This window comes from Roseobacter phycocola (assembly GCF_042055075.2).
Classification (GTDB): Bacteria; Pseudomonadota; Alphaproteobacteria; order Rhodobacterales; family Rhodobacteraceae; genus Roseobacter.
Window position 1 is genome coordinate 2,442,850 of sequence record NZ_CP194010.1, and the last position, 23,116, is coordinate 2,465,965.

The 23,116-nt window shown below is 56.3% G+C and carries 17 protein-coding genes and 1 tRNA gene; 13 read left to right on the forward strand and 5 right to left on the reverse strand.

What is annotated here, in order from left to right:
* Window positions 1–58 precede the first annotated feature (58 nt).
* A tRNA-Ser gene (locus AB4K19_RS11975) sits at window positions 59–148 on the reverse strand.
* Window positions 149–399: 251 nt separating this feature from the next.
* On the opposite strand from AB4K19_RS11975, the gene AB4K19_RS11980 reads away from it, so the two are divergent.
* The 8 genes from AB4K19_RS11980 to AB4K19_RS12015 all read left to right on the forward strand — a co-directional run bounded on the left by AB4K19_RS11980 (window position 400) and on the right by AB4K19_RS12015 (window position 7,985).
* Window positions 400–1,380 carry an SPOR domain-containing protein gene (locus AB4K19_RS11980; RefSeq protein ID WP_436397705.1) on the forward strand — a complete coding sequence of 327 codons (981 nt, stop codon included), beginning with the start codon at window positions 400–402 and terminating at the stop codon, window positions 1,378–1,380.
* A gap of 21 nt (window positions 1,381–1,401) precedes the next feature.
* Window positions 1,402–2,571: a D-alanyl-D-alanine carboxypeptidase family protein gene (locus tag AB4K19_RS11985; RefSeq protein WP_375228583.1), complete on the forward strand. Its 1,170-nt coding sequence runs from the start codon at window positions 1,402–1,404 to the stop codon at window positions 2,569–2,571.
* Window positions 2,568–3,206 carry a dTMP kinase gene (gene tmk / locus AB4K19_RS11990; RefSeq protein ID WP_436397707.1) on the forward strand — a complete coding sequence of 213 codons (639 nt, stop codon included), beginning with the start codon at window positions 2,568–2,570 and terminating at the stop codon, window positions 3,204–3,206. The genes AB4K19_RS11985 and tmk overlap by 4 nt, the downstream gene beginning before the upstream one ends.
* The gene (locus AB4K19_RS11995; RefSeq protein ID WP_375228584.1) at window positions 3,203–4,309 is read left to right on the forward strand and encodes a DNA polymerase III subunit delta'; all 1,107 of its coding nucleotides are present in this window, start codon (window positions 3,203–3,205) and stop codon (window positions 4,307–4,309) included. Before tmk ends, AB4K19_RS11995 begins: the two co-directional genes overlap by 4 nt.
* A gap of 32 nt (window positions 4,310–4,341) precedes the next feature.
* Window positions 4,342–5,148 (forward strand): TatD family hydrolase, encoded by an 807-nt coding sequence (locus AB4K19_RS12000; protein WP_375228585.1) that lies wholly within the window; start codon window positions 4,342–4,344, stop codon window positions 5,146–5,148.
* Window positions 5,148–5,948 carry an MBL fold metallo-hydrolase gene (locus AB4K19_RS12005; RefSeq protein ID WP_375228586.1) on the forward strand — a complete coding sequence of 267 codons (801 nt, stop codon included), beginning with the start codon at window positions 5,148–5,150 and terminating at the stop codon, window positions 5,946–5,948. Before AB4K19_RS12000 ends, AB4K19_RS12005 begins: the two co-directional genes overlap by 1 nt.
* 56 nt (window positions 5,949–6,004) lie before the next feature.
* On the forward strand, window positions 6,005–6,940 hold the full coding sequence (locus tag AB4K19_RS12010) for an AEC family transporter (RefSeq protein WP_375228587.1): 936 nt from the start codon (window positions 6,005–6,007) through the stop codon (window positions 6,938–6,940).
* A 412-nt stretch (window positions 6,941–7,352) separates the two neighbouring features.
* The gene (locus tag AB4K19_RS12015; RefSeq protein WP_375228588.1) at window positions 7,353–7,985 is read left to right on the forward strand and encodes a transglutaminase-like cysteine peptidase; all 633 of its coding nucleotides are present in this window, start codon (window positions 7,353–7,355) and stop codon (window positions 7,983–7,985) included.
* Window positions 7,986–8,079: 94 nt separating this feature from the next.
* Here AB4K19_RS12015 and AB4K19_RS12020 read toward each other — a convergent pair whose 3' ends face one another.
* Window positions 8,080–8,745 carry a hypothetical protein gene (locus AB4K19_RS12020; protein ID WP_375228589.1) on the reverse strand — a complete coding sequence of 222 codons (666 nt, stop codon included), beginning with the start codon at window positions 8,743–8,745 and terminating at the stop codon, window positions 8,080–8,082.
* Window positions 8,746–9,255: 510 nt separating this feature from the next.
* On the opposite strand from AB4K19_RS12020, the gene AB4K19_RS12025 reads away from it, so the two are divergent.
* Together AB4K19_RS12025 and AB4K19_RS12030 are read left to right on the forward strand one after the other, a co-directional pair.
* A complete protein-coding gene (locus AB4K19_RS12025; RefSeq protein ID WP_375228590.1) occupies window positions 9,256–9,675 on the forward strand; it encodes a plasmid mobilization protein in 420 nt (139 codons plus the stop codon).
* A complete protein-coding gene (locus AB4K19_RS12030; protein WP_436397712.1) occupies window positions 9,672–12,356 on the forward strand; it encodes an AAA family ATPase in 2,685 nt (894 codons plus the stop codon). Before AB4K19_RS12025 ends, AB4K19_RS12030 begins: the two co-directional genes overlap by 4 nt.
* Before the next feature lie 413 nt (window positions 12,357–12,769).
* Here AB4K19_RS12030 and AB4K19_RS12035 read toward each other — a convergent pair whose 3' ends face one another.
* The 3 genes from AB4K19_RS12035 to AB4K19_RS12045 all read right to left on the reverse strand — a co-directional run bounded on the left by AB4K19_RS12035 (window position 12,770) and on the right by AB4K19_RS12045 (window position 17,651).
* Window positions 12,770–13,732 (reverse strand): hypothetical protein, encoded by a 963-nt coding sequence (locus AB4K19_RS12035; RefSeq protein ID WP_375228593.1) that lies wholly within the window; start codon window positions 13,730–13,732, stop codon window positions 12,770–12,772.
* A gap of 1,610 nt (window positions 13,733–15,342) precedes the next feature.
* Window positions 15,343–17,055, reverse strand: coding sequence for a ParB/RepB/Spo0J family partition protein (locus tag AB4K19_RS12040; RefSeq protein WP_375228594.1), 1,713 nt, complete (start codon window positions 17,053–17,055; stop codon window positions 15,343–15,345).
* Window positions 17,056–17,147: 92 nt separating this feature from the next.
* Window positions 17,148–17,651: an antirestriction protein ArdA gene (locus AB4K19_RS12045; protein ID WP_375228595.1), complete on the reverse strand. Its 504-nt coding sequence runs from the start codon at window positions 17,649–17,651 to the stop codon at window positions 17,148–17,150.
* 724 nt (window positions 17,652–18,375) lie between these two features.
* On the opposite strand from AB4K19_RS12045, the gene AB4K19_RS12050 reads away from it, so the two are divergent.
* The 3 genes from AB4K19_RS12050 (at window position 18,376) to AB4K19_RS12060 (ending at window position 23,111) form a co-directional block, all read left to right on the forward strand.
* The gene (locus AB4K19_RS12050; protein WP_436399540.1) at window positions 18,376–19,710 is read left to right on the forward strand and encodes an IS1182 family transposase; all 1,335 of its coding nucleotides are present in this window, start codon (window positions 18,376–18,378) and stop codon (window positions 19,708–19,710) included.
* Window positions 19,711–19,990: 280 nt separating this feature from the next.
* A complete protein-coding gene (locus tag AB4K19_RS12055) occupies window positions 19,991–21,718 on the forward strand; it encodes an ATP-dependent nuclease (protein ID WP_436397713.1) in 1,728 nt (575 codons plus the stop codon).
* Window positions 21,711–23,111, forward strand: coding sequence for a UvrD-helicase domain-containing protein (locus AB4K19_RS12060; protein WP_436397715.1), 1,401 nt, complete (start codon window positions 21,711–21,713; stop codon window positions 23,109–23,111). Before AB4K19_RS12055 ends, AB4K19_RS12060 begins: the two co-directional genes overlap by 8 nt.
* The last annotated feature ends 5 nt before the right edge of the window (window positions 23,112–23,116 follow it).

Here is a 23,116-nt window from a genome sequence, read left to right on the forward strand (position 1 = left end):
ATGAGTGCAACGTGCGCCAAACCTTCATTACCGTTCACCAAAAAATGTGCCGGGACAATGGCGGAGGAGGTGGGATTCGAACCCACGGTACGCTTTCACGCACGCCGGTTTTCAAGACCGGTGCATTCGACCACTCTGCCACTCCTCCGGAATGACTGGCCCTGCGCTTTTGGCCGAAGCAGCCGGATTGCGCAAGAGCAGACACCCTCCGCACCTGCCTTTTTGGCGATCCGGGTCCGCTCATGAGTGTGTCAGCCTGAAAATGCGGAGAGGATTATCGCCTGGAACCTGCGCAAAACCTTTCCACGCGGCACAACTCGGGCTAGGATATGCGCAAAAGCCCGGAACAAGGGCACAGCAGATATGCCGTATGTCGGCTCACAGGCAAGGACGACCCGAATGACGATCAGTTGCGTGTCCGGATTTTTTTCACCCGCATGCCGGGCTGCCACCGCAATGGTTGCGGCACTGGCCCTCTCCGCCTGCGATGAGACAGGCGCCTTCAATCTCGAAAGCCTGAAGCCAGCGCCGACAGAGGCGTCAGCCGCCACACCGGCAACGGGAGAGACAACCGAACAGGATGTTGAAGCACCCGAAGTTTTCGCAGCACGCGAAGAAGGCCTGTGGGACGGTCGCCCGTCGCTCGGTGGTGTCTGGGTTGCCCATCCGGACGCCGACGCCCCGGAGCGCGTCATCATCCGGAACACCGAAAACGGACAATTCGTTGTGGGTGCGCTTTTCAGGCGCGAACGTGAGGTTCCAGGACCCCGGCTGCAACTTTCATCAGACGCAGCATCCGCGCTGGACATTCTTGCGGGCGCGCCGACGGAGCTGGACGTAACAGCGCTGCGCCGTGAAGTCATCGAACAACCTGTAGAACCGGAAGCCGTCGATACAGAAGTCGAAACGCAGTTGGCGGCGGACACCGCAGCGTCAACACTGTCAGCCGAAGAGATCAGCAGTGCTGCAGCAACCGACGAGGCAAGCGGTGGCGCAGATCCGATTGCGCTTGCCACAGCCGCTCTTGGCGAGGCCGATGCAGCAGCAGAGCCTGCGGCCGATACTGCCCGGGAAGTGGCCAGCAGCGCAGCGGCAGCACCGGTCACCAGTTCTGCACTGCCCGAATCCACGCTGCCCTCATCATCACTGAACCGCCCGTTTCTTCAGGCGGCCACGCTGAGTTCTGCAGAAAATGCCGATCGCGCAGTCAAGCAGTTGAGCGATGCCGGACTGACCGCACGGGCAAGCGAGCTTAAACGGGAAGACAAAAGCCTCTGGCGTGTCGTTGTGGGTCCTGCAGCCTCCGAAGCGGAACGCAACACTATGCTGGAAAAGGTAAAAGCCGTCGGGTTCACCGATGCCTTTGCCGTATCAAACTAAGCCAAAGCAGGAGACACCACAGTGATCCGTCTTGCACCTTTGATTTTTTCACTTTTGCTGGCGCCGGTTCACGCGCTCGCCTTTGAAACTCAGGCACGCGAAGCCTTTGTGATCGATCAGACGACAGGCACCGTGCTGCTGGCCAAGAACGCCGACGTCCCGCTGCCACCTGCGTCAATGTCAAAACTGATGACGCTCTACATGGCTTTTGAAGCCATCCGCCGGGGCAAATCGGATGGCGGTCTGGATCTCAATGAGCTTCTTCCTGTCTCGGAGCACGCACAATCTTACGGCGGCTCCAGCATGTTCCTGCGCTCCGGCGAGAGTGTCAGCGTCGAGGATCTGATCCGAGGCATTATTGTCCTGTCAGGCAATGACGCATGCGTCGTGATCGCCGAAGCACTGTCTCCCGATGGCACAGAATACGGTTTTGCCAGGCTGATGACGCAGCGCGCGCAGCAGATGGGCATGACCAATTCCACTTTCACCAATTCCAATGGGTGGCCCGCACCCGGGCACCTGATGTCCATGCGTGACCTTGGTCTGCTCGCCCACCGCCTGATCGAGGATTTCCCCGAGTTTTACCCGCTCTTTGCGGAAACCGAGTTTGAATTTGACAACCGCGTCCCGAGCAACCGGCTGAACCGCAACCCGCTGCTGACGATGAACATCGGTGCGGATGGCCTGAAAACCGGACACACACAGGAGGCAGGTTATGGCCTGACCGGCTCCGCAAAACAGGGTGACCGCCGCGTGATTTTTGTAGTCTCCGGCATCGAATCCAGTGCCGCACGGGCCCAGGAATCGCAGGCCATTGTGAACTGGGCATTCCGCCAGTTCACAATGCGTCCCATGATCAGCGAAGGTCAGAAATTCGCAGATGCAGATGTCTGGATGGGCAGTGAGCCCAAAGTTGGCCTGGTTGCTGCGGAAGATATCAGTGTTCTGATGCCGGCTCTCGCGGCAAGTGAACTTGAGGCAGAAGTGGTCTTTACCGGCCCGGTTGAAGCACCGGTCACCAAAGGGCAGCAACTCGCAGAACTTGTTTTCACGCCCGAAGGCCTGCCGGAGAAACGCATTCCGCTGGTTGCCGACCGTGACATCGGACCCGGTGGTTTTGTCAGCCGGATGAGCACAGCGGCACTGCTGCTGATCAACCGCCTCATCGAAGGACCCGGGGACGCAACGTGACAACTCCCGCGCGCGGGTCAGGCTGCTTTATCACATTCGAAGGCATCGACGGTTCCGGTAAATCGACACAGATTGACCGCCTGGCCTCGCATCTGCGCGCTGCCGGCCGCGATGTTATTGTAACGCGCGAGCCGGGCGGCTCGGCCGGTGCAGAAGAAATCCGCGCGCTGGTGCTGCAGGGCGATCCGGACCGCTGGTCAGCGGAGACGGAGATCCTGTTGTTTACGGCAGCGCGCCGTGACCATATGGAGCGCCTGATCGAGCCTGCTCTGGCCAGCGGCAAAGTTGTGTTGTGTGACCGGTTTGCGGACAGTACCCGTATGTACCAGGGCATGTCCCGGGGGGACCTGCGACCCGTCGTGGATCAGCTGCACACGCTTATGATCGGGCGGGAGCCCGATCTAACTATTCTGATCGACATGGATCCGGCAACGGGCCTTTCCCGGGCGCTGTCCCGGCAAACGGCTGACGAGCGGTTTGAAGCCTTTGGCGAGGAACTCCAGGCTGCGATGCGCGCTGGCTTTCTGGCTCTGGCAGACGAATTCCACGACCGCTTCCGCATTATTGATGGTGCACGGGATATCGACGCTGTTGCGGCGGACATAGCGGCAACAGTGGACCAGGCCCTGGCATGAGCGCACCTGATCAGATTGAGGGCGCACCACATCCACGCGATACCGCACGGATTTTCGGACAGGATGCCGCCGCTGCTTCGTTTCTGGATGCCTTTGCATCCGGCAGGCTGCATCACGGCTGGCTGCTGACCGGGCCGCGTGGAGTGGGTAAGGCCACTCTGGCCTGGGCCATCGCGCGGTTTCTGCTGGCGACACCGCCCCTGCAGGATGACGGACTGTTCGGCGCTCCGCCCGTGCCCGAAACCCTGGACATTGACCCGGAACACCCTGTGTCACGACGGATTTCAGCGGGGGCGGAACCGGGGCTGAAAGTTATTACCCGCACGGCAAATCCCAAAACTGACCGGATGCGCGAAGAGATTGTCGTCGACGACATCCGCGCACTGGCCGGGTTCTTTCAGCTGTCCGCCGCCGACGGCGGGCGGCGTGTCGTGATCGTGGATGCGGCGGATGAGCTGAATACCTCTGCGGCCAATGCTCTGCTCAAAATGCTGGAAGAACCGCCGGAGCGGGCAACCCTGCTGCTGATCAGCCACCAGCCCTCACGGCTTTTGCCGACGATCCGCTCAAGATGCCGGACGCTGCGCCTCGGCACCCTGTCCCCTGAAGACATGGCGCAGGCCCTCAGCCAGACGGGCGCGGACGACAATGCCGGAACCGATGCTTTGTCCGCCCTGTCGGGTGGATCCGTTGGCACCGCCCTGCGTCTTTCGCTTCTGGGCGGACCTGCGCTCTATGCTGAGCTGCTGGCGATCCTGAAGAACCTGCCACAGCTGGACAGAGGTCGTGCTGTCAAACTCGCAGAGGCGGCGGCGGCCCGTGGCGCTGAGGCCAGACGGGACCTGCTATTTGAACTGCTCGATCTGCTGCTGTCCCGCCTTGCACTGACCGGGGCGACAGGACATCCGCCAGTGACCGAAGTGGTTCCCGGTGAGGCCGAGGTTCTGAGGCGGCTGGCCCCCTCACCCTACAAAGGCCGGGCGTGGGCGGAAACGGCTCAGGAAACCGGGGCGCGGGCACGGCATGGTCGCGCGGTGAACCTTGACCCCGCCGCTCTGATCCTGGATACCCTGATCAAAGTAAGTCAAACCGCCAGCCCCTGATCTGAGGGTCCGGCCCGGACACCACGACAGGCATGACGGACACACCCCGGATCACCGACAGCCATTGCCACCTCGATTTTCCTGACTTTGACGGCAGGCTGCCGGAGGTTATCGAAAACGCTGCGGCCGCAGGCGTTGAACGGATGGTCACCATCTGCACGCGGCTCCGGAATGAACCACAGGTCCGCGCGATAGCAGAGGCTCATGATCCGGTCTTCTATGCGGCCGGTACGCATCCGATGAGTGCGGCTGAAGAACCGCTTGCCACGGTGGACGAACTGATCGCACTTGCAAAGCATCCGAAGTTTGTCGGCATCGGGGAAACCGGGCTGGACTATCACTACACAGCAGACAGTTCAGAAATCCAGAAAACCTCGCTGCGCATTCATATCAGTGCAGCGCGGGACACCGGTCTGCCCCTGATCATACACGCCCGTGACGCAGATGAGGACATGGCCGCCATCCTGCGGGACGAATACGCGAATGGTGCGTATTCCTGCGTGATGCACTGTTTCTCTTCCTCAGAGGCGCTTGCGCGTTCTGCGCTTGATCTCGGGTTTTATCTTTCGATGTCCGGCATCACAGCGTTCCCCAAATCCGAAGAGTTGCGGGGAATTTTCGCGGCGGCACCGGCTGACCGCATTCTCGTCGAGACGGACGCCCCTTACCTTGCGCCACCGCCCTATCGTGGCAAGCGAAATGAACCGGCCTACACCGCCCACACCGCGCGCCGGGCTGCAGAGACAATGGGCATGAGCTACCCCGACTTCGCAGCACAGACCGAGGCAAACTTCGAACGGCTCTTCAGCAAGGTGCTTTCGTGGGAGGCCGCTGCATAATGGCGCAGACCACGTTCACCATTCTGGGGTGCGGATCATCAGGCGGTGTCCCGCGGCTGGGCGGTCACTGGGGCGACTGCGATCCGAACAATCCCCGCAACAGGCGGCGGCGGTGTTCGCTGCTGGTCGAACGCACCAGTGACAATGGCACAACCACAGTGCTGATTGATACCTCGCCGGACCTCCGGGACCAGTTGCTCGGAACCGGGACCGGCCGGCTGGATGCCGTAATTTATACACACGCACACGCAGACCACGTGCATGGTATCGACGATCTGCGCATGATCGTATTTAACATGCGCGCGCGCCTTCCGGTCTGGGCCGATGCGCCCACCCGCGATGCGCTCATGAGCCGTTTCGATTATGCCTTCGTGCAACCCGAAGGCTCGACCTACCCGCCCATCCTCAACATGAACCTGATCGAAGGGGATGTTGAAATTGATGGCGATGGTGGAACGATCCGGTTCACGCCCTTCCTGGTCGCGCATGGTGGAATGGACGCCCTGGGTTTCCGGATCGGCGACGTCGCCTATCTGCCCGACGTGGCGGAAATCCCTGATGACCAATGGCATCACCTCGACAACCTTGATTGCTGGATTGTTGATGCCTTGCGGCGCGAACCGCATCCGACACACGCACACCTGGATCGTACGCTGAGCTGGATTGAACGCGTAAAACCACGTCAGGCGGTCCTGACAAATATGCACATTGATCTCGACTACGAAACACTTTCAGGCGAGACCCCGGATCACGTTCAGCCCGCCTATGACGGTCAGCGGCTGACATTCGATACGCCCTGACACGCTGCGGGCACTCATTTCCTGCCAGCACCGATTGCTGGCGCTGAAGGCCACCGATGCAAACGCTACTGGACGTCATTCTGCCCGTATTTCTCGTCATCGGGTTCGGGTATACTGCCGTCTGGCGCAATCTGTTCCCTGTTGAAGGAATTGATGGCGTCATGCGGTTTACGCAGAACTTCGCCATCCCCTGTATGCTGTTTCAGGCCATCGCTCACATGGACCTGTCTGCCTCTTTCGACCCTGGCCTGCTCACATCTTTTTATGCGGGTGCCGCGATATGTTTTTTTCTGGGGATGGTCGGCGCGCGCGTGCTGTTCAGACGAGAGTGGGAAGACTGCGTTGCCATCGGGTTCTGCTGCCTGTTTTCCAATTCAGTGCTCCTGGGCCTGCCGATCACCGAACGCGCCTATGGCGCTGAGGCCCTGACCGGGAATTTCGCCATTGTCGCTCTGCATTCTCCCTTTTGCTACGGCCTGGGCATTACCGTAATGGAGATAACCCGCAACAGAGGCCAATCGCCCGCTGTTATGGCACGTTCCGTCGTCAGGGCAATGTTCCGCAACGCACTCGTTCTGGCCATCGGTCTGGGTTTTATCGTGAACATGACCGGACTCGCAGTGCCCGGCGTGGTGGACGATGCACTGTCTCTGATCGTCCGCGCGGCCTTGCCCGCCGCACTCTTTGCGCTTGGGGGTGTTCTGTTCCAATACAGGCCAGAAGGCGACTTCAGGGCTATCGCCATGGTGTGCGTCATTGCGCTTGTGTTGCACCCCGCATTCTTCTGGATGTTCGGCTCAGTTCAGGACGTGCCACGCGACGCTTTCCGGTCAGGTGTGCTGACAGCATCCATGGCACCGGGGTTCAACGCCTACATTTTCGCCAATATGTACGGGCGGGCCAAACGCGTGGCGGCTTCTTCTGTTCTGATTGCGACCGCAGCGTCTATTCTGACGGTCTGGGTCTGGCTGTATTTACTGGCAACAGTCTGACCCCGGTCCGCGGCAGAATCAGCATCAGGCGCGCCTGTGCAAAAAACGACGCGATCGCATCCGAAATGTGACCGCAGCATGTCGGCAAGATATCGCCGCTTTTTGGCCGGCGATGCGGCGCAAACAGGCTGTTGCGTTGTCGGTTAGTACTTTATTTACTGCAAAAAGGGACAGTCATATTGAATTTTCTGACATTCTGCACCTTGGCTGAAGTGCACAAATGCTGCCACAATTGCCCCCTGTGGGCACAGCATTTGGGTCGGGTTTTTAATGAATAGTTACCTCAACGCCCAATTTGAGCCCAATGTTCGCCAAGCTCAACGCTCATAACGGGTACAGTCAGACGCTCCGGAACTGACATGCTGCACCCGGAGGAGGCTGGCGGGAACGAAAACAATACGAGGCTTTCCAAATGGCTCTTCAATTCTGGAACGCACGCAAAAATGGCATCGGTGGGGATCGACGCAGTCTGGCTACCAGTGCAGTCATGGCGCTGGTGATTGCCGCGGGTATGTTACATGCACCGCAGAGCGCCCAGGCTACAGGAAGTGACTCTTTTCTCCGTGCCAAAATGGCGATCGCCCCGCCAAGTGGCGCGCGTGGTCTGTGTGGCAAATACAGCTGGGCCTGTGCTCATTCGGGCTCAACTCAGGCCCTGACACAAAAGGATCTGAAGACGGTTCAGACCGTGAACCGTCGCGTAAACAGGCAGATCCGGGAAGTCACCGATCTGTCACAGTACGGAAAAGAAGAATACTGGACACTCCCTCATTCCTTACGCGGGGACTGTGAGGATTTTGCTCTGCTGAAAAAGAAAGAGCTGATCCGTTCCGGGATTGCACCCGAAAGACTGTTGCTGACCACCGTGCTGGACACACGCGGCAACAGCCATGCGGTTCTGGTTCTGCGGGCGGACACGGGCGATTATGTGCTCGACAACCTGACGGACCGGATTAAGCCCTGGAAAGAGACACGCTACACTTTCCTGCGCATGCAGAGCCCGGACAAAGCCGGTGCCTGGGTCGGATTGCTGATCCGGGCCTGACCCGCAGAGAGCTTACGTAAATGAAAAACGGCCGCGAAAGGTATCGCGGCCGTTCTTGGTCAGAATTCATTTTTTCTGGAAGTTCCGTCCTGTCTCAGCCGAAACCTCCGCTCGTACCTTCGCCGCCGCCGCCGACGCCGTCACCGTCATCATTATCGTCATTGTCGTCATCGTCGTCGTTATCGCCGAATGTACCGCTGTCGTCGCCACCAGGCGTTCCGTCGCCACCAGGCGTTCCGTCGCCGCCGGGTGTTCCGTCGCCACCGGGCGTTCCGTCACCACCGGGTGTTCCGTCGCCGCCAGGCGTTCCGTCACCACCAGGCGTTCCGTCACCACCAGGCGTTCCGTCACCACCGGGTGTTCCATCGCCACCGGACCCACCCTGATCGGCGGCCTGTTCGGCTTCCTGCTGCCTGTCCTCAGCAGAATCAGGACGCTCCTCGGCCGCAGGGGCGATACTTGCAGTTGGAGCATCTGACAGAAGCAGAGCCAGTCCCGGGCAACTCTCCCCGGTTCCCTCAAGCACTTCCACCAGGTTGTTGTGGCGCTGGATAAACCGAATGAAGCCAGTGGTAATAGCATCACAGCTGCAGAGAGCATCAATCGATACGTTTTCAACTGCGCTCCTCGTTTCACGAATAGAACACTTGTTCTCAAACTCTCCAGTTTGCTGCGCCGCCGCCATTTGTGTGGTTGCGACACTCAAAACTGAAGAAAAAACGATGAAGGATGACGTAGTCAGAAGTGTTTTCAGTTTCATTCCATAACCTCTGCAGCCTCAAATCGTGCTGCTTCTTACCATTAAGCTGCCATACTATTGCCAAACTGTTCCAAAAATGTCTACGGAATGCCTTATTTTCAGGTCAATTATGACGGGAATGTGTCATTTCGGTTCTGCTCACTGAACAGTTAGTGATCCACGGCGTTTTTGTTGAAAGTTCGGTCAAATTTTAACCATCAGTCCGACGCGACTCACCAGGCCAGGACAGAGTTGGCCGTGATTGCAAAACAAGCTTCGTACGGCCGCGCATGGTTCGGTTTTCGCGAAGACGCGTTTGAACTGAAAATGCAGGAAAAATGGTGCACCTGAGAGGAACAACCTAGAACCGCTTGGCGCCGTTGAGATTTTGTCTGAACTGGAAGATTTGGCAAGCGTTCTTGCCGCGCATCCGGAAGTTATCCACAGGTTATCTGAGATATCCTCGCGGCAACAGGTTGAAGAAGATCAATCAGAACAAAACGCCGATGCTGTTTCGCCTGAGGTGTCGCCATGAACACCTCCGCCTGTGACGACGAAAAACCCAAAACTGAACGCCAATATGCAGCTCAAAAGCGCAGCTCCATCTCCCCTGTTACCCTACGGCTGACGCCAGAGGAGCGGTGGCTCCTCGAAGAGCTCGCCGCCGGGATGACGCTGAGCGCCTACATCCGCGCATGTGTTTTTGCCGAAGAAACCCAGCGCAGAAAGTCACGCCCCAGGACCGTCGTCGCCGACAAAAAGGCGGCGGCAGAGGCTCTGGCACTGTTGGGTCAATCCCGCATTGCCAGCAACCTTAATCAACTCGCATATCAGGCGAACATCGGAGCCCTGGTCATTCAGGAAGCTGAGCAAGCGCAACTCTGCGAAGCAACCGGGCATCTGGCCGCAATCCGCGCCTTGCTGTTGCAGGCTCTGGGAAAGAACGCGTGATCCTTGAGGGCAATGAACGCGGTTATGGCGCTGAGCTCGCGCGCCATTTGCTGAACGCAATCGACAATGATCACGTTGAGGTGCATTCGATTGACGGGTTCGTTGCTTCAGATCTTTCCGGTGCCTTTGAAGAAGCCGAAGCGATCTCACAGGGAACTCAGTGCCAGAAATACCTCTTTTCCCTGTCTCTTAACCCGCCGCCAGGGGAAACCGTGCCGGATGCACTCTTTGAGACGGCTGTGGCGAAGGTCGAGAAGAAACTGGGTTTAAGCGGCCAACCCCGCGCGCTGGTCTTTCATGAAAAAAAAGGGCGGCGACACGCACATTGCGTATGGTCGCGGATTGACGCGCGCGAGATGAAAGCGATCAGGATGTCGCTTTATAAGACAAAGCTGAAGGAAGTCTCCCGCGAACTCTACCTGGAACAGGACTGGCGGTTACCGGACGGGTTCAGAAACACATCTGATCGCGATCCCAACTCATACCGGCGGCAGGAAGCCCAACAGGCAAAACGGGCGGATCGCGATCCGAAAGCCCTCAGGCGAATGTTCCGGGCTTGCTGGGAACAATCCGACGGGCGGGCAGGATTTGCGGCAGCATTGGAAGAGCAAGGGTATCTCCTGGCGCGTGGCGACAGGCGCGGGTTTGTCGCTATCGACCGGACGGGAAAGATCTGGTCCCTGTCACGCTGGTGCGGGGTCAAGCCGAAGGACCTCAGGCAAAAGCTCGGACCGGAAGAAGATCTCCCAAGGGCGTCAGATCTGACAGAACGCCTGAAGGCGCTGCCGCCACCCAAGAGGGTAAGTGCCGATCCGGTCTTCGAGGAGAAGCGCCAAAAGCTTGTAGCGCGCCAACGCGCCGAAAGACGGGAGCTGCAGCGCCAGCAGGAAGCACGCATGGCGCAGGAGTCCATTGAGCGAAATACTCGATTGCCCCGGGGGTTGAAAGCCGTTCTGGCGCGCGTGACAGGCAAATACCAGTCTATTGAAGCCGGGATTTCAAAACAGGCACAGGTTGCAGATGCACGGGACACTGCAGAAAAAGAGGCGCTGGTCTCCCGGCATTTGGAAGAAAGACGTGAGGTACGCCGTGAAGCAAGGCGCCTGGGGGTGTCTGCAGCTTTTGGGGCGACTGTCCGTTTGGATCCGCGCCAGCCTCTCGTCCTGCAGGACACCGGCCTGCCTTACACCGCCGCACAGTTGCTTCGTGATCCGGGTCTGGTGTTGGAACATCTGTCTGCGACCAGAGCGCAATTCGGCTTGAAAGACATTCGGCGGCAGCTCTCGACCCGCATTACAGATGCTGAGATCCTGTCAGGCGCGACCGAAGCGGCTTTGGCCTCACCCGAACTGGTACCCACAGAAGACGGAGTTCAGTTCACCACAAAGGGCTATCTGGCGGCGCAAGAGAAACTGGAAAAACATGCGGCTGACATGTTGGCGACGCGCGGTTTCGCCGTTGGTTCAGCCTGCAGAATGAGCGCTGTTCGTGCACAAAACGTACAGATGCAAAAGGACTTTGGCGCTTCGCTCAGCGATGAACAAAATGAAGCGCTCGACCACATTTTCAGTGAGGCGCAGCTTTCCATGGTTGTAGGATTTGCAGGTGCCGGAAAAAGCACGCTGCTTGCAACGGCGGCGCAGGCCTGGGCGAAGAGTGGCGTGACGGTGCATGGCGCGGCTCTCTCGGGTAAGGCAGCTGACGGATTGGAAAGCACTTCCGGCATTCCCTGTCGCACCCTCGCCTCGCTCGAGACTGCATGGGAAAACGGATACGACCCAGTCTCAAAAGGCGATGTCATGGTCATTGATGAAGCGGGTATGATAGGTACGCGTCAGCTGGCGCGGATATCGGAAAAAATGCGTGAGATCGGAGCGAAACTGGTTCTGGTTGGTGATCCGGAGCAGTTACAGCCCATCGAAGCAGGTACACCCTTCAAAGACCTTGTTCAGCACCAGGGCGCCACGCGTCTGACCGAGGTTCACAGGCAACGCGAAGACTGGCAAAAACAGGCATCGAAAGATCTCGCCGCAGGTCGTGTCGCAACAGCACTCGACAGGTACGAAACAAATGGTGACGTCACTCTGGAAAGCAGCCTGGAAGAGGCGCTGGAAGCTCTCGTCGAGCGCTATCTGCTGGATGCGGAAACTGCTCCGGGCGAAACACGTCTGGCGCTCGCACATCGACGCGTCGATGTACACAAGCTCAACCAAGCCATTCGCGCGGCCCTCAGGGAGGAAAACCAGGCCCCGGAAGTATTGGTTCAGACAGAAACCGGGCCGCGCGCCTTTGCCGCCGGTGACCGCATTGTACTGACCCGGAATGACAAAGCGCTCGACGTCAAAAATGGCATGCTGGGAAGTGTAGAGAGTGTTACGAACACAGACATCACCGTCATGCTGGACGGCGACAGAACGATCACGATTGATACAAGGGCCTATCGTTACTTCGATCATGGCTATGCTGTGACCGTTCATAAATCACAGGGCGCGACCGTTGACATGGCCTATGTTCTTGGCTCTCGTTCCATGGATAAGCATCTGGCTTACGTCGCTCTCACACGGCACAGACAAAAACTACATGTCGCCCTCAACGCAGATGACTTCCCGAGCTGGGCGGGAACCCGGCGATCTCATGATCGCACAAACGCCCCAAGCAAGACACCAGAGCCATCAAGGTAAGATAGTCGGTGTTGTGACAAAGGCATAACCGTTTGCTTCACAGGTTTCTTGAGTCTCGCGTATACCGCAGGTTTCATAGGGTTCAGCGCCACGCTGAAATGGGCACCACTCAATGATGTTAGCGGGTACCTCAATCCGGTTGTCTCGTAGTGGGAGCTTTGGACCGCCGCAGACAGGCCCTTCGCCAGAACTATATGTTTTAATTCCACAGAGTTCTGAGCAGAACCAGTTAAGGTTGCGGCTCATCTAGCTATTTGAGCATTTTTGCCAAAAACGGTCGTTTTCGGCAGTGACAATAACGTATGAGTTTTGGCCGCTAAATCTGATCCAGAGCGTAGACGGATGTCGGGGAGAAGGTCAGTCTTTCGCTCTCCAAAAGACGGACCATTTTGGGAGTGTCCGGCAATAATTTCCTAGATCAAGATCAGTGCGCCTTTGCCTTTGTAGTCAGTGGCGTTCAAGAAACGTCGCCTCTTCGGCTTAATTTCGTCAGGAAGCGCTTCTTCACTTAGAACGCCAAGACGCTCGCTGAGTTCCTCTATATTTTTAACAGCATCATTGCGGCGAAATAAAACGCGTGACGAGAAGACCTCACCACCACCATCATGGTGCCGTGTAACTAGACCGGTGAACTCAAGCGAGGATACGGGATTAAATTTACAAGCCATGAATAGTGGGCTGCTAAACACCTCTTCCTTCCCGATTAGGTACATGTGCCGATTCACCACCACCACAGACCCCGAAGATTTTCGAGGTGGAAACCCATCTTCGACGGGTTCTGGGTTGTAGTGGAGCTCGAAACGGGGGAAGAGTTGGTTTTTCTCGCGAGGAAAAATTTGCATGGCGGCTTGGATTGCCATGCTAACAAAATAAGTGTTGTTGTTTTCGTCTTTCTTTTCCTCTGGTTCGCTACCTGGGAGAACTCTCGCTGCATATCGGAATACATCATAGCATCCGGCATAGACTTCATCGACTTTGGCCCAGATATCGTCGGTTGTTGCCGATCCCCACTCAGCAAAGATTACACCGACATCCCCACGTAGAAGTCTAGCAAGATCAGGTTCATCGGGAAAAGCTTCAGCGCAAGCGCGGCGAATATAGTCTGGTGCATCGTTAATGCCGCGTTCCTCAATGTAAATTTTGTATAGACGATCTCTAATCCGCTCTAGTGCACTGCCTTCGTCTGATTTGCCGGGTGCGCCTTGCCGCATGAAGTTGTTCAGGGCGTTTGGTGTGATGTCGAACTCCTCTGCCAGTTCTTTCTGGCTGATTGAGGATGCACGGTAACTAGTCACCCAGTGATGATGCAGAAGAGTCGTTAGCGCCAGAGTGCTTTCTTTTGACATCTGAGTTGGCTCACTTGCGTCTGCGTTCATGGACCCCTCCAAAATACCGAACCTAGGCAAACCTATTCTTCCCTAGTGAAAAGCAAAGAAAAATATTGCCCCTTACGTCTTTGTAGTGGACTGTTTTAGCTGCGAGCACATTATTTGGTCAAAAAGCTGTATTGTTTACAGTATGATACACTATCAGCCTTGGAGGGCTTGCCGATTACGCCGCCGGATGTCTCACTACGTCGAGGATGTCGTGCCGCATCTCGCCTTAGTTCTGGGCGTCATGGAGCAAGGTTTCGAATACGAATTTCTTTGGGAGAATCTGGCTGATCGCATCGTGATTTCTCAAGATGGGCTTCTTAAGCAACCAATCAGCTAGAGGAGCTAGGTTATGCCTATCATCACCAAGTACCATGTCCGTCTCGACAATGATCGGACATTCTTTCATCAAAGCTTGCTGGACACAGATCGTGTGACAGGTGCACGCGCACTTGAGCAAGTCCGCTTTGAGTGTGTGCGTTCGTTTGGTGGTCGAGTCCGCGTCGTTGAACTCACCCCTGTCTCCGCCAAAACAGTGTGAGGTATGAATATGAAACGCGTAGAATTACACTGCTGGAACCAGGACGAGCCTATCTACATATCCGCGTCGCTACCTAACGACAGTCGCTCAATGCAGCAGAAGTGCTTGAAACGTGCTTTGGTACAGCGACATGGGCAGATCGCTGAAAGCCTGCAGATCATCAACTTCGTTATCTTGGGCGACGCATAAAAAAGATTTGGGGCGGCGATCAGATTGGTCTCCGGCGCCGCCCCTAAGTCCCAGCCTCATGAAAGCAACCAATCAGCAAGGAACACTCAATGGTACAACGAATCTTCGTCTCAGTAAACATAGGTGTCGTTTTGGGGGTGATCACTTTGCTTCCAATTTTCGGCATCGTATCACCCCTTTACGCAGTTGAAATCGTATTAAAAATAATCCTCGCCACGGGATATATCGCGCTCGCTTGGGCTACTTCTCGCCACGACGTCAAACTAAAGACTACGCTCTTCGTGCATCTCGCAGTCGTTTACATCGCGATGGCAGTTTGTTCCGGTATTCCTTATTTCGATCTTCTTTCCCAGCCTCCAAGGCGTTTCGAGGTTTGGGTATAGCTCGAGCAAAAGCACGATAGCTGGCAATGGCCTGGCGCATGGTCGCCGGGCCTTGTTTGTCGAGGATTGGGACCAAAACGGTCATGAAGCTAATTGTGGATCAGTGCAGTTGAGCGATTGACTAGCGGACATAAACCCCCTGCCAAAATATATGAGCCAAAAACGGTCGTTTTTGTCACAGACGTTGCCGAATCGGAAATCGTTGAAAAATCTTGTGCCACAATCCCTTGGCAAAACTGCCATTGATTTTGTCACGTTTTTGGCCTGAATCGAAGGATCGGACATTCTTGCAAAACGCGGCATCGGCAAGTCTGGGTTCACCAGAGGCATTTGCTGCGACGTATCCGAATGTGCGCTTTTGCATGGACGACAGCTGCGCAGGCCTTCGAATAGAATTTGAGATGTGACTGCGCGGAGGCCCGGCCTGGGCCTCCGCGCAAATTTTTACCTTTGGTGCATAAGAGCCGCGCCTGCCCATTTGGACAGGCGCGCTCATGGGTCTAACAATCTGAATAGATCTCACTGACGTCATCCCAAAGCCACGCTGCGCGCAGAGTGCCCTTGTCGGTGTATTGTTTCATCGGGAAGGCCGCGTACTTTGGACGCCAGTCCTCTACTTGTGCAGGTCGAGTGCCGTCCAGACAGGCTCTGATCACCGACTTCTGCACCTTTGCCGTTGACGTGATGTGCTGTGCGGCCACGTCCTCTCCTGCAACCTCTGCCAGCATGGCATTGATGGCCTGCTTGTCGCGCAAAAGATCAAAGAAGGTCTCATCGGGTGACCAGTCGGCAGCAGGATCAACCTCCAGCTTATGCCCCAGTACTTCGACCATAGCGCTGTCTGCGGGCAGGCATTCTGCCGTGACAAAAGTCAGGATGGTCATCACCTGCTCATCGCTCAGGGTGCAGAGCGTGGCAAAGAGCCGGTGCAGGTTGATGCCGCCACCATAGTCTTCACGGCGTGGTACGAGGGTTTTGTCCGGCTCAACCTCCAGCCCCAGCAATGCCGCAATCTCTGCGCGGGCTTCAGCAAATCGTGCCTCCGCTGCATTGGTCGCCAGACTGTCGCGGATCGCAGGTTTGCTGGCCTTCTGAGCCTCCGCCTCAACCGTCCAGAGTTCTGACCCTGCAATGATCTGTGCCACTGCCACACGCAGGGCAATGCCCTGTTGCGACAACAGTCGTTCGCGCACAGAAGCATGACGGTGCAATGCAAGGCAGTTCTGCATGGCGGCGGTGAGTTCAGGTTTTGCAGGCTGGCCCGCGCTGGCGGTCTTTGCCTCGCGCGCTTTGATTTCTGTGCGGGAGAGCTGGCCTTCATGGAAAGTCACTTCGCCCGAATGCGCTATCTGCACAAAGACCTTGCCGCCATCCTCCTTTGCGGTATCGACATAGTCCCAAGAGGGGAAGTACTCGCCCACCTCCAGTACAACGACGTCCGTCCAGCCCTCTTTGAGATAGTTGTCTTTCGCACTGGCAATTGCCGCGTTCTGCAAAGCCCAGAAGGCTTCACTGTCCCCGAAGTAACTGTCTTCACCAAAGAGATCAGAGACAATACTGCCCTGATACTCCTCGGTATCAAAGAGAGCGACACGGGTTTTGATCTCAGCCCCGCCAAAGAGCCAGCACTTAAGACGGTATCCTTCGGGCGCGTAATCCTCTGCGCTCCTGAACAGGCGCAGCCAGTCCTTCTGCTGGGTTTTGGTCGCCATGGTCAGCAGACGCAGGGTCTCAGGGGTGATATCCCCCTTGCGGTAGGCTGTGAGGACAGGCGGGATGATCCCTGCAATGGCGAGCCGCTGCGTCACAAGCCGCGTGGTGATGCCGAAACGGTCTGCGATGTCTTCGGTACTCATGCCTTCTCTGGCAAGAGCCGCAAAGGCTTTGTACTGGTCGATTTCATCCATCGGCAGACGGGCAAGGTTTTCTGCAAGCGAGGCTTCAATGGCTTTTGCGTCCTCCCCGTCTTCCATGATCAGGCAGGGCACGGGCGGTGTGTCATCCTGCTCAGAGGCAAGGGTTCTGAGCGCATGATAGCGGCGCTGGCCTGCGACGATTTCAAAGCCTGTGTCAGAGGGGCGCACCAGCAAGGGCTGCAGCAGACCATGAGCACGGATGCTCGGAACAAGATCGCCTGTGTCAGTGCCGCCGCGTTTACGGACATTCAGGCTGGCGGGGGTAAGATCATCAAGATCAACGGATTTAAGATGCATGGGAGTTTCCTTTCCTTTTGCGGTTAAGACCGTGCAACAGCGCACGCCGGAGTCGCATGAGGTCCTGCGGCTCTGGGCTGCGCTGCCGCGCCTCAGCCCGCACGCCAGACGTACCTCTCCCCAGCAATGGTGATCTCGGAATACTCATGGCCCAGATCCCGCGCGAAGGCGTCATAGTCAAAATAGGGTCTGATGTTTTCGGGGACGTCGCCCAGCAGACCATCCTCCACCATCTGCTCTGCAAAGTCGCGCAGGCTGTCCGCGTGGTAGAAATCGATATCGTAGTCCGTCGGGTCTTTGTCCGGCTCAAAGGCGTAGCCGCATTCACCGAGCGCGATAATTGCAAAGACCTTCTGCCAGTCTTCCCATATCTCACAGGCATCAAAGTATCCGGCATGAGTGCTCTGGCTGAGCCCGATCGCCCGAGCCAGCGCGCAATCAAGTTCGTCACCGTGAATGAACTGGATTTCGAACTCTTCGACCGGATCACCATGGGCATTGCACAGGTCTTTGGCCTTGTCTGCAAAGTCCCCGGCAGTGTCGAAATAAAATCCGGTGGCGGAAATATTGTAGGGCTGGGCATAAAATGTGGGCATGATCGTCTCGCTTTCGTCTGAGGTTTTGCGAAGCCTTCTTTCAAAGGCCGCGCCTGAACCTCTGCCCAGCGGCGAGCGTCCTGCGAAAACGGGTAAAAGAAACCGCGCACGAAGAGCGCGTCAAATCAGGACAGCTCGGTCACAGGCAGGCTGCCCCAAAGACCCACCGCTCCGCAGAGCGGCGGCGCAGCCGGTCCAACAACACGGGAGCCGAAACCTGGTTTCGGCGAATGGAGCGGGCCGGCAGGACTGGGGCTATTGGAACAGGCAGACTGACGTGATGTAAGCTGGAAGATCAGGTTCCGGGCGGGCCTCCGGCACGCGCGCAAACATCATGTCAGCGACGAAGACGCTGTCTGCATGTGTACCGCCAGGGACTGAAGCCGGATGGCGGAGACCTGTGCTGGCATCGCCAGGACTGGGCTCCGTTCACGAAGGCCCGGCCCGAAAGGGCGGCGCAAAAAGGAATTGCTCTGAAGCACATGCAAGTTGGTCCCGGCTGATTGCAAGGTGCCGGATTCAGCGGAGCCAAACAGACAGAAATCAACGCGCAACTGAATGGAACCTATGGTACAACAGTTGGATTGGCATGGGCGTATTTTGTTGAAAAACTCTTCCTTGATTGGCGCATGAACTGCTGATTCAATTCGTCCAATCAGTGGGAGGATTGGCGATGTTGGGACCGAAGCAGGAAGCGCAGGCGGCACTGTTTTATTAGTTCTCTCTGGAGGATCATGTCCCGCAAGATCACCTGCTTCAGTCGATTGATCGGTTCGTCGATCTTGGCAGCATCCGGTCGTATTTGGCGGATTTCTACAGTCGCACGGGCCGCCCTTCCATTGATCCGGAACTGCTGATCCGCATGCTGCTGGTTGGGTATTGTTTTGGAATCCGGTCAGAGCGACGGCTTTGCGAAGAGGTGCATCTGAACCTTGCGTATCGCTGGTTCTGCCGCCTCGACCTGAACGATCGGGTGCCAGACCACTCGACCTTTTCGAAGAACCGTCATGGCCGCTTTCGCGAGAGCGAACTGCTGCGCCACTTGTTCGAGACGACTGTTACACGCTGCTTTGAAGAAGGTCTGGTCAGCGGTCAGCGCATGGCTGTCGATGCGAGCCTGATTGAGGCGGATGCGAACAAACAGTTCTCCGCATCAAAGGCAGAATGGGACGTGGGCCGGATCGATGTCGAAGCTGCGCCGCGAGCTGTGAAGGAGTATCTCAACACCTTGGATGAGGCTGCCTTCGGTGCCGCCAGTGATGTACAGCCCAAGTTTACATCCTTCTCCGACCCCGCAAGTCAGTGGACCGCAGCGCGCAAAGGTCCAGCATTCTTTGCCTATTCTGACAACTACCTCATCGACACGAATCATGGTGTCATCCTCGACGTCGAGGCCACGCGTTCGATCCGACAGGCTGAAGTGGGGTCGACCAAGACGATGCTGGAACGGGTGAAGGCCAGGTTCGATCTGCATCCTGAGCGACTGATCGCTGACACAGCTTATGGCTCGGGCCCAATGCTCGGTTGGTTGGTAGACCGTAAGATCGCGCCCCACATCCCAGTCATCGATAAGGCTGGCCGCAGTGATGGCACCTGGACCCGTGCCGACTTTGAATGGGATGCCCAGAACAACCAGTATGTCTGCCCTGAAGGCGAGGCGTTGAAGCAGTTCCGCCGCAACTACTCAGACCCCAATCGCGGTCCCACGGGCAAAGGCGTCGCGAAGTACCAAGCCCTCAAACACACCTGTCAGGCTTGTCCCTCCAAACCAAAATGCTGCCCCAAGGCTGACTGCCGCAAGATCACCCGTGAAGAACATGAAGACGCACGTGACGTGGCCCGCGCCATCCGCAAGACAAATCAGTACAAAGTCTCTGCCAAGCTCCGAAAGAAGGTCGAAATGCTCTTTGCCCACCTCAAACGCATCCTGGGCTTAGGTCGCCTCCGATTACGCGGCCCATGCGGCGCAAATGACGAATTCCTCCTCGCTGCCACCGCCCAGAACCTCCGGAAATTGGCCAATATCTTTCCTGCACCGCAGCAAACGCAAAAAGCCTGATCAGAAAGGCGCTCGCGATCCGTTCAGAACGCAACTTTCTGCGCCCGCAACACGTTGTTTTTCCACAGAATGGGCGGAAACCAGACATTCGCTGCTTGGGCAAAATGGTTCCAGGTGAACCGAAATAGCTGCCATTGTTGACGTACGTTTCCCAAGGCGGGTCTTCGAAGTAGATGCGAGTCCGTGCCCGACACTGACTTTTGATTGAGCGTGTCGGCTAGTAGTCTCGTGGCCAATCCGATTTAATGATTTCAGTTCCAAGCATCTGAGGCTTTTTGAAATGCAGATTCGTCACATCTCGATCCAAAATTTCAAAGGTATCAAAACGCTGAAGTGGACCCCAGATAGCGCTTTCTGCTGTTTGATTGGTTCCGGAGATGTGGGAAAAACAAGCATTCTCGATGCAATAGAAGCAACGCTGTCCACACGTTGGATTACCTTCGCTGAGGCAGACTTTGTCGAATGTGACACCAGCAATGAGATACTAGTTGAGGTTACAATTGGTGAATTATCGACCGAACTTAAGTCGGACGAGCGATTTGGTCTCTATACCCGAGGTTGGACTAGCTCAGGCGATGTGCGCGACGAACCTGCTGGCGACGATGAACCAGTTCTAACCGTCAGACTGTCGGTCGATGCGACGTTGGAACCAGTATGGGAACTAGTGTGCGACCGATCAGACCGACCAAGGACACTTTCAAACCGGGATCGCTCGCACTTTGGTTTGGTGAGGCTTTCAGGAAGTGACGCTCGACATCTGGCCTGGGGCCAAGGATCGGTTTTAGCAAAGCTGACCGACAACACGGATGAAACTGCACTCCGCCTCGCCGGAGCTTATCGACGAGCTCGGGAAGGCGCGGACTTTAGTGATATACAAGAGCTATCCGGGTCGGCGAGAGAAGCTGAGAAGTCGGCCAAAGAGCTGGGAGCATATGTCAGCGGAAAATATCAACCTGGTCTCGAACTCGGTCGATCTGGGTTTTCTTCTGGCTCGATCGCGCTGCATGATTCAGGTGTTCCATTGCGCCAAGCTGGACTAGGCACAAAGCGGCTTGCAACGCTCGCCATCCAAAAGTCGGGAATACAAGCCGGCGCGATAATCCTGATCGACGAGATTGAGAACGGCCTTGAGCCACATCGGATTATTGGAGCGATTTCTCAAATTAAGTCCGATCAGAAATCATCAACAAATGCGAATGCACCAACTGGCCAGATTCTTATGACGACGCATTCCGACGTAGCACTTGCAGAGGCTGGCGGCTCTAGCCTCCGGATTGTTCAAAGGGATCACAGCACGCGAAATATGAACATCCTTGCTCCCAAGACCGCCGATACCCTTAAGCCAATACTACGTTTCGCGCCTCGCGCCCTGCTAGCAAAGCGGGTGCTTGTAATCGAAGGATACACTGAGGTTGGAATACTTCATGGAATAAAGGAATTTTGGCCTCAATCGCACGAAGGCAAACCAATTGAACAGCTTGGTGCGGCTTTGGTCGACGGCAACGGGCATCAGGCTCCAAGCATCGCATTAGCTATTCGAGAGCTTGGCTACTCCACTTGTTTATTCCGAGACTCTGATAGCGCATTGGGGGAGCAGGAACTCAAAAGCCTAGAAGCCGCAGGCATCCCAGTCATTCAATACGCGGGCACGTGCAACACTGAGCAAGCCATTTTTTTGGCGGCCGATGACGTATGTTTTGACGAGTTTCTCGACTTTGCGATTACCGAACATGGAGCAGAAGCCGTCGCCTCCAGTATAGCAAGCAAAATCGATGGTTTGACGCCGATGAACGCACAGACGCCTCACTCTGAGTGGACGTTCTCACAAGAGATCAGTCAGGAAGACTTGCGGAAACTGGTTGGTGAGGTCGCACACAAAAAGAAATGGTTCAAAGAGCTTAGGTTGGGTCGCGAGGTGTCTCCCTTGGTATGGAAAAGCATCCAAGCTAACAAAGGAAGCGATCTGGCTAAGACTGTTTCAAAGGTCGAGAACTGGCTTTATGGCTGAGGACCGACTGGTTGTTGAGGGCGAAAACAGTTCGATAATCGCACCAGCTGGCTTCGGCAAAACAGAAACGATCGCAAAGGCCGCAGGCCATTGCCGGCGTGCGCTGATTTTGACCCATACGCATGCAGGCGTTCAAGCTGTCCGTGCCCGCCTTCGGAAGCTTGAAGTCCCTCACGGCCGTGCCAGTGTCGATACGTTTGCTGGCTGGTGCATGAAATACTCCAACAGCTTCCCGAAAACGGCACAACCGCCAGGTCCACTTCCCCAGGGAGAGGAGTGGGACGTACTATACAAAGGAACAAGAGACGCTCTAGGGGTCTCTGCCGTAAGGCAAATTGTGGCCGCGTCTTACGACAGGGTTCTCATTGACGAATACCAAGACTGTAATCCGCATCAACATGATGTGGCCCTGGCCCTTAGCACGATTGTTCCGACAACGATTTTTGGCGACCCCATGCAAGGCATTTTCGAATTTGCGGGGGCCTCACTCGACTGGCAAACAACGATTTTCCCTCGATTTCCGCTCATTGCGGAGCTCAAAATTCCGCATAGATGGGAAAAGCACAATCGAAGCCTGGGCGAATGGATCAGCGAGACCCGCAAACGGCTGATCGCTGGGAATGACATCGAACTTGACGATGATCGGATCAAATGGAGGCAAAGCAGCGATGCTTTCGACATGGGTGTGCTGTTCGAAGACTTGGATCGCGAAGCAGAACGGGTCGCTGCTATTCACTGTAGGAAGGGCACGTGCATTAGTTTAGCGCGGGCAACAAATGGTGCATTCCAGGCGATCGAAGAGTTAGCCGCTAACCGGATGCAAGAATTTGCTCGCGATTGGGATCTCTCAACGCGTGATCGTGCGTATGATCAAGTAATCCGCGGGCTCTTCTCCGATTGTTTTCGCCAAAAAGAGAAATCTGCTGACGGCTTGGAAGAGGATCATTCGGCTGTAGAGCAACTGATGCATGAGTTGGTCAAGCAATTGTCTGGCGCGGAGCCAGCACTAGCGGCAAGTGGGTTGCTCTATGCCGCCAGAGATCACCCCAGGTGGCGGCTGTTTAGAAGCGAACTCTGGCGGGACTGTGAACGCGCCATATCGGAGGTTGTAAACGGTAGGTGCTCAACAATGGCGGAAGCTGCGCAGGTCGTTCGCCAGAGGAGCAATCATATTGGGCGGCAACTACCTCGCCGAACCGTTTCCACTCCACTTCTCTTGAAAGGGTTGGAATTTCAGGACGTCGTGATCCCCTATGCGCCGCATTTCAATTTTGAGGAGCAAGCTCAGGCGAAGCTATTCTATGTGGCGATCTCACGCGCAACTCGCTCTCTCGTCATTGGAGCTCCAAGTAAGGCATTGCGGTTTCCACAACCGTTACTTCGGCAAACCTAGCTGAT

Excerpts from the sequence above, each read along its gene's own strand:
- AB4K19_RS11980 (WP_436397705.1), top strand. The coding sequence starts at position 400 with ATGACGATCAGTTGCGTGTCCGGATTTTTTTCACCCGCATGCCGGGCT.
- AB4K19_RS11995 (WP_375228584.1), top strand. The coding sequence starts at position 3,203 with ATGAGCGCACCTGATCAGATTGAGGGCGCACCACATCCACGCGATACC.
- AB4K19_RS12000 (WP_375228585.1), top strand. The coding sequence starts at position 4,342 with ATGACGGACACACCCCGGATCACCGACAGCCATTGCCACCTCGATTTT.
- AB4K19_RS12005 (WP_375228586.1), top strand. The coding sequence starts at position 5,148 with ATGGCGCAGACCACGTTCACCATTCTGGGGTGCGGATCATCAGGCGGT.
- AB4K19_RS12010 (WP_375228587.1), top strand. The coding sequence starts at position 6,005 with ATGCAAACGCTACTGGACGTCATTCTGCCCGTATTTCTCGTCATCGGG.
- AB4K19_RS12015 (WP_375228588.1), top strand. The coding sequence starts at position 7,353 with ATGGCTCTTCAATTCTGGAACGCACGCAAAAATGGCATCGGTGGGGAT.
- AB4K19_RS12020 (WP_375228589.1), bottom strand. The coding sequence starts at position 8,745 with ATGAAACTGAAAACACTTCTGACTACGTCATCCTTCATCGTTTTTTCT.
- AB4K19_RS12025 (WP_375228590.1), top strand. The coding sequence starts at position 9,256 with ATGAACACCTCCGCCTGTGACGACGAAAAACCCAAAACTGAACGCCAA.
- AB4K19_RS12035 (WP_375228593.1), bottom strand. The coding sequence starts at position 13,732 with ATGAACGCAGACGCAAGTGAGCCAACTCAGATGTCAAAAGAAAGCACT.
- AB4K19_RS12040 (WP_375228594.1), bottom strand. The coding sequence starts at position 17,055 with ATGCATCTTAAATCCGTTGATCTTGATGATCTTACCCCCGCCAGCCTG.
- AB4K19_RS12045 (WP_375228595.1), bottom strand. The coding sequence starts at position 17,651 with ATGCCCACATTTTATGCCCAGCCCTACAATATTTCCGCCACCGGATTT.
- AB4K19_RS12055 (WP_436397713.1), top strand. The coding sequence starts at position 19,991 with ATGCAGATTCGTCACATCTCGATCCAAAATTTCAAAGGTATCAAAACG.
- AB4K19_RS12060 (WP_436397715.1), top strand. The coding sequence starts at position 21,711 with ATGGCTGAGGACCGACTGGTTGTTGAGGGCGAAAACAGTTCGATAATC.